General features: G+C 59.8%; 8 protein-coding genes. 1 reads left to right on the forward strand and 7 read right to left on the reverse strand.

Translation table 11 applies throughout. The annotated features are described in order from the left end of the window. The 4 genes from tuf to rpsL all read right to left on the reverse strand — a co-directional run. The coding region (tuf, locus tag ACP151_RS17390; protein ID WP_424977833.1) for an elongation factor Tu at positions 1–1,154 on the reverse strand (1,154 nt) is incomplete at its 3' end. Positions 1,155–1,217: 63 nt separating this feature from the next. Next, positions 1,218–3,335: an elongation factor G gene (gene fusA / locus ACP151_RS17395; protein WP_424980167.1), complete on the reverse strand. Its 2,118-nt coding sequence runs from the start codon at positions 3,333–3,335 to the stop codon at positions 1,218–1,220. 18 nt (positions 3,336–3,353) lie between these two features. Next, on the reverse strand, positions 3,354–3,824 hold the full coding sequence (gene rpsG, locus ACP151_RS17400; RefSeq protein WP_424980168.1) for a 30S ribosomal protein S7: 471 nt from the start codon (positions 3,822–3,824) through the stop codon (positions 3,354–3,356). A gap of 15 nt (positions 3,825–3,839) precedes the next feature. After that, the gene (gene rpsL / locus ACP151_RS17405; protein WP_008204009.1) at positions 3,840–4,211 is read right to left on the reverse strand and encodes a 30S ribosomal protein S12; all 372 of its coding nucleotides are present in this window, start codon (positions 4,209–4,211) and stop codon (positions 3,840–3,842) included. 360 nt (positions 4,212–4,571) lie between these two features. On the opposite strand from rpsL, the gene ACP151_RS17410 reads away from it, so the two are divergent. Further along, positions 4,572–5,378: a putative rhamnosyl transferase gene (locus ACP151_RS17410; protein ID WP_424980170.1), complete on the forward strand. Its 807-nt coding sequence runs from the start codon at positions 4,572–4,574 to the stop codon at positions 5,376–5,378. Here the strand turns inward: ACP151_RS17410 and ACP151_RS17415 are convergent. The 3 genes from ACP151_RS17415 to rpoB all read right to left on the reverse strand — a co-directional run bounded on the left by ACP151_RS17415 (position 5,375) and on the right by rpoB (position 14,768). Beyond that, complete coding sequence (locus tag ACP151_RS17415; protein ID WP_424980171.1) at positions 5,375–6,190, reverse strand: glycosyltransferase; 816 nt, start codon at positions 6,188–6,190, stop codon at positions 5,375–5,377. The genes ACP151_RS17410 and ACP151_RS17415 overlap by 4 nt on opposite strands. A 144-nt stretch (positions 6,191–6,334) precedes the next feature. Continuing rightward, positions 6,335–10,579, reverse strand: coding sequence for a DNA-directed RNA polymerase subunit beta' (rpoC, locus tag ACP151_RS17420; RefSeq protein ID WP_424980172.1), 4,245 nt, complete (start codon positions 10,577–10,579; stop codon positions 6,335–6,337). 52 nt (positions 10,580–10,631) lie between these two features. After that, positions 10,632–14,768, reverse strand: a complete 4,137-nt coding sequence (gene rpoB, locus ACP151_RS17425) for a DNA-directed RNA polymerase subunit beta (RefSeq protein ID WP_424980173.1) — start codon at positions 14,766–14,768, stop codon at positions 10,632–10,634. Positions 14,769–14,984 lie beyond the last annotated feature (216 nt).

Here is a 14,984-nt window from a genome sequence, read left to right on the forward strand (position 1 = left end):
ACGCCGGCGCCGACGGTGCGGCCGCCTTCGCGGATCGCGAAGCGCAGGCCGTTTTCCATCGCGATCGGCGCGATCAGCTCAACGTCGAACTTCAGGTTGTCGCCCGGCATCACCATCTCGGTGCCTTCCGGCAGGGTCACGGTGCCGGTCACGTCGGTGGTGCGGAAGTAGAACTGCGGACGGTAGTTCGCGAAGAACGGGGTGTGGCGACCACCTTCTTCTTTGGTGAGGATATAGGCCTCAGCTTCGAACTTGGTGTGCGGCTTCACGGAACCCGGCTTACACAGAACCTGGCCACGCTCAACGCCGTCACGGTCCACACCACGCAGCAGGGCGCCGATGTTGTCGCCTGCTTCACCGCGGTCCAGCAGCTTGCGGAACATTTCCACACCGGTACAGGTGGTGGTGGAAGTGTCACGGATACCAACGATTTCGATCGAGTCGCCAACGTTGATCACGCCACGCTCAACACGGCCGGTCACAACGGTGCCGCGGCCAGAAATCGAGAACACGTCTTCGATCGGCATCAGGAACGGCTGGTCAACAGCGCGCTCAGGGGTGTCGATGTAGTCATCAACAGCCGCCATCAGCTCTTTGATCTTCTCTTCGCCGATTTCCGGCTTGTTGCCTTCCATCGCCGCCAGAGCGGAGCCTGCAACGATCGGAATATCGTCGCCCGGGTACTCGTAGGAAGACAGCAGTTCGCGGATTTCCATTTCGACGAGCTCCAGGAGCTCTTCGTCGTCAACCTGGTCCACTTTGTTCATGAACACGACCATCTTCGGGATGCCAACCTGGCGGCCCAGCAGGATGTGCTCGCGGGTCTGCGGCATCGGGCCGTCAGCTGCGTTCACAACCAGGATCGCGCCGTCCATCTGCGCCGCACCGGTGATCATGTTCTTCACATAGTCAGCGTGGCCGGGGCAGTCGACGTGCGCGTAATGGCGGTTGTCGGTCTCATATTCCACGTGCGCGGTCGAGATGGTGATGCCGCGGGCTTTTTCTTCCGGGGCGCCGTCGATCTGGTCGTAGGCTTTGAAGTCACCAAAGTATTTGGTGATCGCCGCGGTCAGAGTGGTCTTGCCGTGGTCAACGTGGCCGATGGTGCCGATGTTGACGTGCGGTTTATTACGTTCAAACTTTTCCTTAGCCATGGTGGCCTCCTTTTGTTTCGAGAAGGGTCCGCACGGATTGCGAACCCCTCGATTTCTTGTCGCTTACGCGAATTTCGCCTGGATCTCTTCCGAGATGTTCTGCGGAACCGGTTCGTAGTGATCGAACTGCATGGTGAACTGGGCGCGGCCCGAGCTCATCGAACGCAGGGTGTTGATGTAGCCGAACATATTCGCCAGCGGCACAAATGCGTCGATCGCGATTGCGTTGCCGCGGTTCTCCTGGCCGGACACCTGGCCACGACGCGAGGTCAGATCGCCGATGATACCGCCGGTATAGTCTTCCGGGGTGATCACTTCGACTTTCATCACCGGCTCGAGCAGTTTCGCACCAGCTTTGCGCATGCCTTCACGCATGCCCATACGGGCCGCGATTTCAAAGGCCAGAACCGAGGAGTCCACGTCGTGGAACTTACCGTCGATCAGGGCAACTTTGAAGTCGATCACGGGGAAGCCGGCCAGCGGGCCGCTATCCATGACGGACTTGATGCCTTTTTCAACGCCCGGGATGTATTCCTTCGGAACCGCACCGCCAACGATACGGGATTCGAAGGAATAGCCTTCGCCCGGCTCTGTCGGCGAGATGATCAGTTTCACCTCGGCGAACTGGCCCGAACCACCCGACTGTTTCTTGTGGGTGTAGGAATGCTCGACCTCTTTGGAGATGGTCTCGCGGTAAGCCACCTGCGGCGCACCGATGTTGGCTTCAACCTTGAACTCGCGCTTGAGACGGTCCACCAGGATGTCCAGGTGAAGTTCGCCCATGCCCTTCATGATGGTCTGACCGGACTCGAGGTCGGTTTCGACGCGGAAGGACGGATCTTCGGCGGCCAGACGGGCCAGACCCTGGGACATTTTCTCCTGGTCGGCCTTGGTCTTGGGCTCAACCGCGATCTCGATCACCGGATCCGGGAAGGTCATGGTTTCCAGAACCACCGGATCGTTGACGGCACAGAGCGTGTCACCGGTGGTGGTGTCTTTCAGACCTGCCAGCGCGATGATGTCGCCCGCGAATGCTTCCGTGATTTCCTCACGGTTGTTCGAGTGCATCATCATCATCCGGCCAACGCGCTCTTTACGACCTTTGGTCGAGTTCAGCAGCGTGTCGCCCTTGTTCAGGACGCCCGAATAGATCCGGGTGAAGGTCAGCGAGCCGACAAAGGGGTCGTTCATGATTTTGAACGCCAGGCCCGAGAACGCCATGTCATCATCCGCACGGCGCGGGATGTCACGGGTTTCAGTCTCGTCGCCGGGTTTGAAGCCCATGTAATCAACAACGTCCAGCGGGCTGGGCAGATAGTCGATCACAGCGTTCAGAAGCGGCTGAACGCCTTTGTTCTTGAACGCGGAACCGCCCAGAACCGGAACGAACGCCAGTTCCAGAGTACCTTTGCGCAGCAGTTTGCGCAGGGTCGGAACGTCGGGCTCTTCGCCTTCCAGATAAGCTTCCATCGCGTCGTCGTCCATTTCGACGGCTGCTTCGATCATCTTACCGCGCCATTCGTCAGCCATGTCTTTCAGGCTGTCGCGGATCGGAGCTTTGATCCAGGATGCGCCCAGGTCTTCGCCCTGCCACAGCCATTCTTCCATGTTGACCAGATCAACCAGGCCTTCCAGCTCGGTTTCTGCGCCGATCGGAACACCAACCGGAACCGCGCGGGCGCCGGTACGGTCTTCGATCATGTTGACGCAGTTGAAGAAGTCAGCGCCGATCTTGTCCATCTTGTTGACGAACACCATACGCGGAACCTTGTAGCGGTCAGCCTGACGCCACACGGTTTCGGTCTGGGGTTCAACACCGGCGTTGGCGTCCAGAACACAGACAGCACCGTCGAGAACCGCCAGCGAACGTTCAACTTCGATGGTGAAGTCAACGTGGCCGGGGGTGTCGATGATGTTCAAGCGGTGCTTGGGCGAGTCAGCGGTTTTGCCGTCTTCGGTGCGTTCCCAGAAGGTGGTGGTCGCAGCCGAAGTGATGGTGATGCCGCGTTCCTGTTCCTGCTCCATCCAGTCCATGGTGGCTGCACCGTCGTGCACCTCACCGATGTTGTGGGATTTGCCAGTGTAATACAGGATGCGCTCGGAACAGGTGGTTTTACCTGCGTCGATGTGCGCCATGATACCGAAGTTACGGTACAGGTCGAGCGGATATTCGCGTGCCATAGGTCTATGTCCTCCGGCTTACCAGCGGTAATGGCTGAAGGCTTTGTTCGCCTCGGCCATCTTGTGGGTGTCTTCGCGCTTCTTAACCGCGGTACCACGGGACTGGACAGCGTCCAGCAGCTCGCCTGCAAGGCGCTCTTCCATGGTGTTTTCGTTGCGGTTGCGGGCGGCAGTGATCAGCCAGCGGATGGCCAGGGCTTCGCGGCGCTCGGGACGGACTTCAACCGGAACCTGATAGGTCGCACCACCAACACGGCGGGAGCGGACCTCAACGGAGGGTTTGATGTTGTCCAGGGCTTCGTGGAAGACTTCAACCGGAGCGCGCTTGATCTTGCCTTCGACGCGGTCGAATGCGTTGTAAACGATACGCTCTGCGACCGACTTCTTGCCGTCGATCATCAGGTTGTTCATGAATTTGGTCAGAACGCGATCGCCGAACTTGGCGTCGGGCAGGACTTCGCGTTTTTCAGCGGCGTGACGACGTGACATATCAGCCTCTCCTTCTTACTTAGGACGCTTCGCGCCGTATTTCGAGCGGCGTTGCTTACGGTCTTTGACGCCCTGGGTATCCAGAACACCGCGCAGGATGTGGTAACGGACACCCGGAAGGTCTTTTACACGACCGCCGCGGATCAGAACCACAGAGTGTTCCTGAAGGTTGTGGCTTTCACCGGGGATGTAGGAGATGACCTCGAAACCGTTGGTCAGGCGGACCTTCGCAACTTTCCGCATAGCGGAGTTCGGTTTCTTCGGCGTGGTGGTGTACACGCGGGTGCAGACGCCGCGCTTCTGCGGGCACTGCTCGAGGTGCTGGGACTTCGAAACTTTACGCTTCGGCTGACGCGGCTTGCGGATCAGCTGCTGGATCGTTGGCATTCAGGTGTTCCCCGTTTAGCAACTTGTCATGCACGCCGGCGCGTGCGGGTGATTTCACTGCACCTGTGCGTCCACAAGCGCAAAAACCGCAATCGCTCCCATTCCGAGGTGAGACGACGCGGTGTGTTTACAGAGGATCCGGGTGGTAAAAGTGCCCGGACCTTGAGCCACTGCAATTTTGAATTCGGCTTTCAGAGCATACACTCCGGGTGCCGGATAGGCGCGCGTATATGGGGAGTCGCAGCGGTTGTCAACAGCAGCCCCAGCCTGGCGGCCCGGCCCGCTGCGGGTGCTTGCCTAGAGGCCGGCCGACCGGCATAGTCACGGCGCACAGCTTTACATCGCGAAACGGATTTCAGAATGCAAGTCATCGGATTGTGCCGGTTTTCCTACCCGGCCCTCGGCGGGTTCCAGGTTGAGCATGAAACGATGGAAGAGCGTCTTGCCTATCTCTACTCCGACGCACGGATGGCAGAGCGTTTTCGGCTGTTTGAAACCGTCGCCCTGCCCTCTCTGCGGCAGCAGACGGATCAGGATTTTGACCTGATCCTGGTGACCGGAGACAGTCTTCCGCAGCAGCACCGCGACAGGCTGCATAGCTTGACCGCAGACATGCCACAGGTGCGGATCGTCACTGAACCGCCGCGCCGACACCGCCCGATTATGAAGGATCTTCTGAACCAGGCGCGGCGGGATCCGAACCAGCCCTGCCTGCAATTCCGTTTCGACGACGACGACGCGGTGGCCGGGGAGTTCGTTGCACGGCTGCGGGAGACGGCTGCGGACTGCGCGCCGCTCCTGGCCAAGACAGCCGCTGCCGCGATTGATTTCAACAGCGGTTACATCGCCGAATTCAGCGCGGATGGGATCGCGGCAGCAGAACCGGCCGTATACCCGTATTTTACCGCCGCGCTGGCCATGTACGCCGCCGGCGGCAGCCGCATGACGATCATGAATTTTGCACACCACCGCATCCATCATCACATACCAACAGTGACTGTGCCCGATGTGCCGATGTGGGTGCGCAGCCACAACCGGTTCAATGACTCCCGCCAGCTCCGCGCCGATCAGATCGCAGTCACACCGCTGACAGCAAAACAGGAGCGTGAATTCGAAACCATCTTCGGCATTCGCAGCGCCCATGTCCGGCAGGTCTTCGGCTCCTAAAAGACCAGCCTCTCCAACTGCTGGCGGTCAAAGCCGAAATGCTGTTCAAGCGCGCTATCCACCTCAGCCGGGGTTGATTTCCGGGTGTTTCCCATCTTTGCCGGGTTGGACATATTGTCCCCATGAATGCTGCGCAGGAAGGACGGGACCGAGATATCCGAGTAGGTGTTGATATGCTGCGCGAATTTGCGGTGATTATAGCTGTAGGGATTGATGCTGGCCGAAACCGGCGCCACCACCGACAGGCCAGTTGACAGCGGCGCCCATTCGCATGTGTCGTAAACCTCGGGTCCGGCAGCCGTCTTTTCCAGATAAAACCCACGGTTATGGGCTATCGCAAAGGGCGTTTGGTCTTGGCCCTGCAAGGGGATTAACCCCCGGGCAAGTTCCTTGGTGCGTTTGACGAAATCCCGGTCCATCGCGTCATCATCATCAAGTCGGAAAAAGGCGCGGTGGCTGGCCCGGCGCAGCTGTACCATGCCATAGCCTTCCTTGATCTGCTTGTAATGCGGCCCTGGCGCAACACCGTGGCAATAGACATTTCTGAACGGTTCTGTCAGGTCCAGAAGCCGTTCCAGATAGCGTTCGGGCATTTCGCTGGATGTCAGCACGATCAGCCGGAAGCTGCTGTCGCTTTGCTGCGTCAACGAACGCAGGCAGAGGTTTTCAAACAGACGAAAGCGCAGTTCCATCCGCTCTGGCGCATAGAGGTGATCAGCCTTTTCCTGCAGGGATTGGAAATCCTCATCAAAGAATTCCGTGCTCAGCACCGAAAACCGGACCAGCCCGATCATCCGCAACTTGATGTCCATCTTTCCCCCTGCCCGCAAGCCTGCTGCCAGAGCTTGTTCGCCGCCCCGGTGATCCCACGCAAGTTAACCGCCGCCGGCAAAATGAAAAGCCCCCGCATGACATCATGCGGGGGTCTTTTTCGCTTGCTCTGAGGAGCCTGCGGCTTAGTCGCGGCTTTCCGGTGTATCGACCAGGTTGTCCAGATCGCTGCCGCCCATCACGTCGTCATCCATCATCGGTGCAGCCAGAGCTGCAGCCGCTTCGGCTTCTTCACGGCGGGCTTCCAGAACCACGTTGTCGCGGCCCTGTGCAATCGAGCGCACAGCCTGGGTCGCGCCGCCGGTGCCGGCCGGGATCAGGCGGCCCACGATGACGTTCTCCTTGAGGCCGACCAGCTTGTCCTTCTTGCCCTGCACCGAGGCCTCGGTGAGAACGCGGGTGGTCTCCTGGAAGGAGGCCGCCGAGATGAAGGAGCGGGTCTGCAGCGACGCCTTGGTGATACCAAGCAGGATCGGTTCGCCTTGAGCGGGGCGCTTGCCGCGAGCCAGCGATTTCTCGTTGGCTGCGTCAAACTCCTGCTTGTCGACGTGTTCGCCTTTCAGCAGCGTGGTGTCACCGGAGTCGGAGATCTCCCACTTCTGCAGCATCTGGCGGACGATCACCTCGATGTGCTTGTCGTTGATCTTCACACCCTGCAGGCGATAGACGTCCTGAACCTCGTCGATCATGTAGTTCGCCAGAGCCTCGACACCCATGATGGACAGGATGTCATGCGGCGCCGGGTTGCCGTCCATGATGTAATCGCCCTTCTGGACAAAGTCACCTTCCACAACCGGGATGTGCTTGCCTTTGGGCACCATGTATTCGACCGGTTCCAGCGCCTCGTCCACAGGATCAATCGCGATGCGGCGCTTGTTCTTGTAGTCACGGCCAAAACGCACGTGACCATCAAGCTCGGCGATGATCGCGTGATCTTTCGGACGGCGGGCTTCGAACAGTTCCGCAACACGCGGCAGACCACCGGTGATGTCCTTGGTCTTGGCGCCTTCACGCGGGATCCGCGCAACAACGTCGCCTGCCATGATCTGCTGGCCGTCTTCGACCGACAGGATGGCATCCACGGACATCGGGTAGGTCAGCGGGTTGCCGTTGTCGTTGCGGACCGGCTCGCCGTTGCTGTCGACCAGAATGATTTCCGGCTTCAGATCCGATCCCTTCGGAGCCGCACGCCAGTCGATCACGATCTTCTGGGTCATGCCGGTGGCTTCGTCGGTCTCGTCCCGCACAGCGATCCCCGAGATCAGGTCCACGTATTTCGCGGTACCCGGCTTCTCGGCGATGATCGGCAGGGTATAGGGATCCCATTCGAACAGCTTGTCGCCGCGCGCAATATCCTGGCCTTCCTTGACGAACAGCTTGGAGCCATAACCCAGCTTGTGGCTGGCACGCTCTTCGCCGTGCTCGTCCTGGATGATCAGCTTCATGTTGCGGCCCACAACCAGGGTCTCGCCATTGGCATTGACCAGGGTGTTGGGCATTTCAAAGACGATCTTACCCTCTTGCGAGGCTTCCTGGAACGACTGCTGGCCACCCTGGGCAACGCCGCCGATGTGGAAGGTCCGCATGGTCAGCTGGGTGCCGGGTTCACCGATCGACTGCGCCGCGATGATACCGACGGCCTCGCCGGTGTTCACGCGGGTACCACGGGCCAGGTCACGGCCGTAGCACAAGGCGCAGACGCCCTCTTCGCTCTCACAGGTCAGCGGCGAGCGGATACGGGTCGACTGCACACCGGCCTCTTCCACTGCATCGGACATGCGCTCGTCGATCAACTGGCCTGCAGCCACAATGATCTCTTCGGTGCCGGGGCGTTTGATGTCATCTGCAGCCACACGGCCCAGGATGCGCTCGCCCAGAGACGCCACGACTTCACCGTCGTTCACAGCCGCTTCGGCGGTGATCGCACGCTCAGTGCCGCAATCGATTTCACGAACGATGCAGTCCTGCGCAACGTCCACCAGACGGCGGGTCAGGTAACCCGAGTTCGCCGTCTTAAGCGCGGTATCCGACAGACCCTTACGGGCACCGTGGGTGGAGTTGAAGTACTCCAGAACGGTCAGGCCTTCTTTAAAGTTCGAGATGATCGGTGTCTCGATGATGTCGCCGTTCGGCTTGGCCATCAGGCCGCGCATACCGCCCAGCTGCTTCATCTGGGTAACCGAGCCACGCGCACCGGAGTGCGCCATCATGTAGACCGAGTTCGGTTCCTTGTCGGAACCGTCTTCGTGCTTCTGAACGGCCGAGATCGAGCCCATCATCGCCTCGGTAACCTTGTCGTTACACTTGGACCAGGCATCAACAACTTTGTTGTACTTTTCGCCCTGGGTAATCAGGCCGTCCATGTACTGCTGTTCAAAGTCCTTCACCTGATCGCGTGTCTCGTCAACAAGCGGCCATTTGGTGTCGGGGATCAGCATGTCGTCCTTGCCGAACGAAATGCCGGCCTTGAACGCTTCGCGGAAGCCCATGGTCATGATCTGGTCGCAGAAGATGACCGACTCTTTCTGACCGCAGTAGCGGTAGACGGTGTCGATGACCTGCTGAACCTCTTTCTTCCGCAACAGGCGGTTGACCAGTTCAAACGGCGCCTTGGCGTTCTTCGGCAGCAGCGCGCCCAGACGGACACGGCCCGGCGTGGTGTCAAACCGCGACTGAACCGCGTTGCCTTCCTCGTCGAACTGGGTGATCCGGGCTTTGATCTTGGTGTGCAGATGCACAACACCTGCGTCCAGCGCGTGCTGAACTTCCTCGATCGAGCCGAACACCATGCCTTCGCCCGGCATGCCTTCGCGTTCCAGGGTCACATAGTAGAGACCCAAGATCATATCCTGCGACGGAACAATGATCGGCGCGCCGTTTGCAGGCGACAGAACGTTGTTCGTGGACATCATCAGGACGCGCGCTTCCAGCTGGGCCTCAAGGCTCAGCGGCACGTGCACAGCCATCTGGTCGCCGTCAAAGTCCGCGTTGAACGCCGAGCAGACCAGCGGGTGCAGCTGGATGGCCTTACCTTCGATCAGTGTGGGTTCAAACGCCTGGATACCCAGACGGTGCAGCGTCGGTGCGCGGTTCAGCATCACCGGGTGCTCGCGGATCACCTCATCCAGAATATCCCAGACTTCGGGGCGCTCTTTTTCGACCAGCTTCTTTGCCTGCTTCACGGTCGAGGACAGGCCCTTGGCCTCCAGACGTGAATAGATGAAGGGCTTGAACAGCTCCAGCGCCATCTTCTTGGGCAGGCCGCACTGATGCAGCTTCAGTTCCGGACCGGTCACAATGACCGAACGACCGGAGAAGTCGACGCGCTTACCCAAAAGGTTCTGACGGAAGCGGCCCTGCTTGCCTTTCAGCATGTCAGAGAGCGATTTCAGCGGACGCTTGTTGGCGCCGGTGATGACGCGACCACGGCGGCCGTTGTCGAACAGGGCGTCAACGGATTCCTGCAGCATCCGCTTTTCGTTGCGGACGATGATGTCAGGCGCGCGCAGTTCGATCAGACGCTTCAGACGGTTGTTCCGGTTGATCACACGGCGGTACAGGTCGTTCAGATCAGAGGTCGCAAAGCGGCCACCGTCCAGCGGCACCAGCGGGCGCAGTTCCGGCGGGATGACCGGGATCACGGTCATGATCATCCATTCCGGACGGTTGCCCGATTCCAGGAAGCTCTCCACCACTTTCAGGCGCTTGATGATCTTCTTGGGCTTCAGTTCGCCGGTGGCTTCGGCCAGTTCGGCGCGCAGCGTTTCGGCTTCCGATTCCAGGTCGATCTGGGCCAGCATGTCACGGATCGCTTCAGCGCCGATATTGGCGGTAAAGGCGTCCATGCCATAGGCATCCTGGGCGTCCATAAACTCTTCTTCGGTCATCATCTGGCCGTAGCTGAGGTCGGTCAGACCCGGCTCGATGACAACGTAGTTTTCAAAGTACAGAACCCGCTCCAGATCGCGCAGGGTCATGTCCAGCATCAGGCCGATGCGGCTGGGCAGCGACTTCAGGAACCAGATGTGTGCAACCGGTGCGGCCAGTTCGATGTGGCCCATGCGCTCGCGGCGCACTTTCTGCAGGGTGACCTCGACGCCGCATTTCTCGCAGACGACGCCGCGGTATTTCATCCGCTTATATTTGCCGCACAGGCATTCATAGTCTTTGATCGGGCCAAAGATCCGGGCGCAGAACAGGCCGTCGCGCTCCGGCTTGAAGGTCCGGTAGTTGATGGTCTCGGGCTTTTTGATTTCGCCATAGGACCACGACAGAATCCGTTCCGGGCTGGCCAGCGAGACTTTGATTTCATCAAAGACCTTGGGCGGGGTCAGCGGGTTGAACGGGTTGTTGGTGATTTCCTGGTTCATTTTGATACCTCAAATCTTGCGGAAGGGGGGACGGGAGAAGGGCGCGAAGCCCTTACTCCTCAACCTCCGCATCCAGGAGTTCCATGTTCAGGCCGAGGCCACGGACTTCTTTGACCAGAACGTTGAAGGATTCCGGCACGCCGGCTTCAAAGTTGTCCTCGCCCTTGACGATCGACTCATAGACCTTGGTCCGGCCGGCGACGTCATCCGATTTCACGGTGAGCATCTCCTGCAGGGTGTAGGCGGCGCCATAGGCTTCCAGTGCCCAGACTTCCATTTCCCCAAAGCGCTGACCACCGAACTGCGCCTTACCACCCAGCGGCTGCTGGGTAACGAGGCTGTAGGGACCAGTGGAACGTGCGTGGATTTTGTCGTCCACCAGGTGGTGCAGTTTCAGCAGATACTTGATGCCAACGGTCACGGGACGCGCGAACTGCTCACCGGTGCGACCGTCAAACAGGATCGACTGGCCCGATGTGTCAAAGCCCGCACGCTTCAGAGAGTCGTTGACATCGGCCTCTTTGGCGCCGTCAAAGACCGGCGTCGCAATCGGCACACCGCGGGTCACATTGCCTGCGGCCTCGACCAATGCGGTCTCGTCCATGTTGGCAATGCCTTCGTCATAGACATCGTCGCCATAGGCGTGGTGCATGGCTTCGCGCACCGGGGTCAGGTCGCCCGAGCGGCGGTATTCCTGCAGCGCGTCATCCACCTTGATGCCAAGACCGCGTGCGGCCCAGCCCATGTGGGTCTCCAGGATCTGACCGACGTTCATACGCGACGGAACGCCCAGCGGGTTAAGGCAGAAGTCGACCGGGGTACCATCGGCGAGGAACGGCATGTCCTCCATCGGCACCACTTTCGAAATTACACCTTTGTTGCCATGACGGCCGGCCATCTTGTCGCCCGGCTGCAGCTTGCGCTTCACCGCGATAAAGACCTTGACCATCTTCATCACACCCGGCGGCAGGTCGTCGCCGCGGCGGACCTTCTCGACCTTGTCTTCAAAACGGGCATCCAGAGCACGCTTCTGTGCTTCGTACTGCTCGTTCAGGGCCTCAACGACCTGGGCGTCCTGCTCATCCTCAAGGGCAAGCATCCACCACTGGCCGCGGGACAGGCTGTCCAGCATGTCCTGATCGATCGGGGCGCCGGAACGCACACCTTTCGGGCCTTTGACTGCCACTTTGCCCAGCAGCATACCGTGCAGGCGGGCATAGATGTTGCGGTCCAGGATCGCCAGCTCGTCGTCCCGGTCACGGGCCAGACGTTCGACTTCCTCACGCTCGATCTGCAGCGCACGCTCGTCTTTTTCAACGCCATGGCGGTTGAAGACGCGCACTTCGACCACAGTACCGTAATCGCCCGGCTTCACACGCAAACTTGTGTCGCGCACGTCAGATGCTTTTTCGCCAAAGATGGCGCGCAGCAGCTTTTCTTCCGGGGTCATCGGGCTCTCGCCCTTGGGTGTGATCTTGCCGACCAGAATGTCGCCCGGCTCCACATCGGCACCGATGTAGACGATTCCCGCCTCGTCGAGGTTGCGCAGGGCTTCCTCGCCGACGTTGGGGATGTCGCGGGTGATTTCTTCCGGCCCAAGCTTGGTGTCACGGGCGGCGACTTCGAATTCCTCGATATGGACCGAGGTAAAGACGTCGTCACGCGCGATGCGCTCGGAGATCAGGATGGAGTCTTCGTAGTTGTAGCCATTCCAGGGCATGAACGCGACGACCACGTTTTTACCCAGCGCCAGTTCACCCATATCGGTGGACGGGCCGTCAGCGATAACCTCGCCTTTGACAACGGTGTCGCCCACTTTGACCAGAGGTTTCTGGTTGATGGTGGTGTTCTGGTTTGAGCGCTGGAACTTGCGCAGACGGTAGATGTCAACGCCCGCGTCGCCCAGCTCCAGATCAGAGGTGGCCCGGATCACGATACGCTGCGCATCGACCTGGTCGATGATGCCTGCGCGCTTGGCCTGAATGGCCGCGCCAGAGTCGATCGCCACTTTTTCCTCGATGCCGGTGCCGACCAGCGGCGCCTCGGCGCGCAGCAGCGGAACCGCCTGACGTTGCATGTTCGAGCCCATCAGAGCGCGGTTGGCGTCGTCGTTTTCCAGGAACGGGATCAGCGAGGCCGCAACCGAGACCAGCTGCTTGGGGCTGACGTCGATCAGGTCCACGCTTTCGCGCGGTGCCAGCGTGTAGTCGCCGGACTGACGGGTCGAGACCAGATCGTTGATGAACTTGCCGTTCTCGTCCAGGGTCGCGTTCGCCTGTGCCACGGTGTGGCGCATTTCTTCGGTCGCGGACATATAGTGGACTTCGTCGCTCACCTGACCCTCGTTCACAACGCGGTAAGGTGTTTCGATGAAGCCGTATTTGTTGACGCGCGCAAAGGTCGCCAGCGAGTTGATCAGACCGATGTTCGGGCCTTCCGGCGTTTCAATCGGGCACATCCGGCCATAGTGGGTCGGGTGCACGTCGCGGACCTCAAAGCCAGCGCGCTCGCGGGTCAGACCGCCCGGGCCAAGCGCCGACAGGCGGCGTTTGTGGGTGACTTCCGACAGCGGGTTGGTCTGGTCCATGAACTGCGACAGCTGCGAGGAGCCGAAGAATTCACGCACTGCGGCTGCGGCAGGCTTTGCGTTGATCAGATCCTGCGGCATCACGGTGTCGATCTCGACAGAGGACATCCGCTCCTTGATCGCACGTTCCATGCGCAACAGGCCGACACGGTACTGGTTTTCCATCAGCTCGCCGACGGACCGCACGCGACGGTTGCCCAGGTGGTCGATATCATCGATATCGCCGCGGCCGTCACGCAGATCGACCAGCGCCTTGATACAGGCGACAATGTCTTCCTTGCGCAGGGTACGCTGGGTGTCTTCGGCGTCCAGTGCCAGGCGCATGTTCATCTTCACGCGGCCAACAGCGCTGAGATCGTAACGCTCGGAGTCAAAGAACAAGGTGTCGAACAGGGCAGAGGCCGCTTCGACGGTGGGCGGCTCGCCCGGGCGCATCACGCGGTAGATGTCCATCAGCGCGCTGTTGCGGTCCAGGTTCTTGTCCGCCGCCATGGTGTTGCGCATGTAGGGGCCGACATTGACGTTGTCGATGTCCAGAACCGGAATTTCGGTGATGCCCGCGTCCAGCAGCTCTTTCAGGGAGCCGCCGATCAGTTCGCCGTCCTTGTCGTATTCCAGGGTCAGCTCATCACCGGCTTCGACATAGATCGCGCCGTTGTCTTCGTTGATGATGTCCTTGGAGACATATTTGCCGACAATGTGCTCGAAGGGAACCAGAAGGTCGGTGACGGTGCCTTCTTCGATCAGCTTCTTGACCGCGCGCGGCGTAACTTTTTTGCCGGCTTCGCAGATAATCTCGCCGGTGGCCGCGTCAACCAGATCGTAGGTCGGGCGGGTGCCGCGAACGCGCTCCGGGAAGAACGGGGCAACCCAGCCGCGGGATTTCTCCAGCTTGAAATGCACGGTGTTGTAATAGGCATCCATGATGCCTTCCTGGTCCAGGCCCAGGGCATACAGCAGCGTCGTGACCGGCAGTTTGCGGCGACGGTCGATACGGGCAAAGACGATGTCTTTGGCGTCGAATTCGAAATCCAGCCAGGAGCCGCGGTACGGGATGATGCGGCAGGCAAACAGCAGCTTGCCCGAGGAATGGGTCTTGCCTTTGTCGTGGTCAAAGAACACGCCCGGCGAACGGTGCATCTGGGACACGATCACACGTTCGGTACCGTTCACGATGAAGGTGCCGTTCGGGGTCATCAAAGGCATGTCGCCCATGAAGACGTCTTGTTCCTTGATGTCTTTTACCGACTTGGCGCCGGTATCTTCATCGACATCAAACACGATCAGGCGCAGGGTGACCTTCAGCGGTGCGCTGTAGGTCATGTCGCGCTGCATGCATTCTTCGACGTCGTACTTGGGCTTCTCAAAGGAATACTTCACGAACTCCAGAACGGAGGTTTCATTGAAGTCCTTGATCGGGAAAACCGACTGGAAGACACCTTTGATGCCTTCACCGTCCATCGGCTCGACGGCATCGCCAGAGCGCAGGAATAGATCATAGGAGGATTTCTGCACCTCGATGAGGTTCGGCATCTCCAGCACTTCGCGGATTTTGCCGTAATATTTACGTAGACGTTTCTGGCCAAGGAACGATTGAGCCATGTCAGATGTCACCTTTCGAGTTCTCACCGGTCAAGGATGCCGCCGGGCCCCGGCACCTTGCCCATACGAGACAGCGCGTTCGGATCAATTCATGGCCACCGTCCCGAAGGCAGCCTCCCGATCCCTTGAACTCCGCCTAAGAAAACGCCCCGCACATCAGGGCCCTTTCTAAGACAGGTTCGGCTGGGCCCGGAAAACTCCGGACCCAGCCAAATT

The sequence above is a fragment of the Leisingera sp. S232 genome, assembly GCF_049800895.1.
GTDB lineage: Bacteria > Pseudomonadota > Alphaproteobacteria > Rhodobacterales > Rhodobacteraceae > Leisingera.